Below are 579 nucleotides of genomic sequence, written 5' to 3' on the forward strand. Positions count from 1 at the left end.
TCCAGGAAGAGCGAGACGAATTCGATGCCAACGGCGGCATAGTGCTCGCGCCAGCGCGTCACGGGCTCGTTCTCGGTATAGGCAGAGGGGTAGAGCACGGTGACGTGATGCCCAGCGGCGGCGAAGACCTCGGCGGCGGCGAGGAAGGCGGTGCCCATGCCGCCGTTGCGGATGGGGCCGACGAAGTCGAGCGTCAGCAGGCAGATCCGATGGCGCATCAGGCCTCGGCCGAGACGAGGACCTGGGCGCCGTCGTCCCGCCATGTCAGTGGCGTCCAGCCGGCCTCGCGCAGCAGGCGGGCCAGCGCATCACGGCCCATGAACCACCACCAGGGATCGGCGAGGCCCAGGGCCTGCGCGGATTCCCGGGTCATGCGGCCGGCGGCGGCGCGGAACTGCGGCAGGGCGATGCCCATCGACTGGAGCGCGCCATCGAGCGCGGCGGCGCGGGCCTCGTCCAACTCGCCGGCATGCCAGAGCGTGTCCGGGGTGAATCCGGCGGCGGTGAGTCCCGGGACGTCCGGCACGATCTCCGTACGCAGGATCAGGCGTTCCGCGTCGATGTCATGCAAGGCGGCGA

Annotated in this window: 2 protein-coding genes; both read right to left on the minus strand. The window is 71.0% G+C overall.

The annotated features are described in order from the left end of the window. Positions 1 to 218 (minus strand): hypothetical protein (locus AC1DWF_RS36930; protein WP_476843389.1); only part of this gene is annotated, 218 nt, incomplete at its 3' end. After that, positions 218 to 579 (minus strand): hypothetical protein (locus AC1DWF_RS36935; protein WP_476843390.1); only part of this gene is annotated, 362 nt, incomplete at its 5' end. The genes AC1DWF_RS36935 and AC1DWF_RS36930, both read right to left, overlap by 1 nt.

Source organism: Aminobacter sp. P4_D5 (genome assembly GCF_056401815.1).